Consider the following 811-nt stretch of genomic DNA (forward strand, 5'->3'; position numbering starts at 1 on the left):
CCGTCGTCTGTCTCGCAGCGGCCACGTTCCGCAAATACTCGCGGCCGGTTTGATCCGGATGGGTCATGCAGTCTTCAGGCACGTACGTCAGCACGGACTTGGCGGCAAGCGGCGCAGTGCGCAACGAATGGCCGCCGAGCCACACGTCGCCAGCATCGGCTTCGATCGTGCCGGCGAGAATGCCGAGCAACGTCGATTTGCCGCTGCCGGACTCATCGTTCAACGCGACGCATCCTGACGCAACCTCGTAATGCAGTCCCTGGAAGATGATGCGTTCGCTGTACTGCTTGCTAAGGTTCTCGAATCGAAGCATGGGTCGTGGAGTGTAGCTCGGTGAAGAACGGCCGCTTTGGCAGGATGCGCGATGCGCGGTGGCGCCGGGCATCGTGTCCGTGCGTCACGGTCTCTTCAACAGGTTGGCATCGCGCAAGTGTAGCAGCGCAGCGCCATCCCCTTCACCGTCCCGCGTCCAGCAGGAACGTCACCATCCGCTCGCACACCCGGCCGAACATCTGCGTGCCGGTCACAGTCGGACATCCGCGTGCACGAGCCGCTTCGATCAACGGCGTGAGCGGCGGCTTCGTCACCACATCGCCGACGAACGTCGTGGCCGGCAATCGCGATACGTCGATCGGCAACGGATCGTCTGCGCGCATGCCGAGCGGCGACGCGTTGACCACCACGTCGTACGCGTCGGCCTTCGCAGCGATGTCCGCGCTGCGCGCTTCGCCGCGCCCGAGCGCATTCAGCCGGCCGATCAGCGAGGCCGTGCGCTCGACATCGTTGTCGCGCACGTCGAGTGAGCCGATGC

Annotated in this window: 1 protein-coding gene and 1 pseudogene; both read right to left on the reverse strand. The window is 65.0% G+C overall.

Annotated features, from left to right (window positions below; translation table 11 throughout):
* The coding region (locus BN2476_RS45020) for an ABC transporter ATP-binding protein (RefSeq protein ID WP_143811262.1) at window positions 1-313 on the reverse strand (313 nt) is incomplete at its 3' end.
* 142 nt (window positions 314-455) lie between these two features.
* Window positions 456-811: pseudogene (locus tag BN2476_RS45025) on the reverse strand (shikimate dehydrogenase); the annotation flags it as partial.

Origin of the sequence: Paraburkholderia piptadeniae, assembly GCF_900007165.1 — a bacterium.
Lineage (GTDB): Bacteria > Pseudomonadota > Gammaproteobacteria > Burkholderiales > Burkholderiaceae > Paraburkholderia > Paraburkholderia piptadeniae.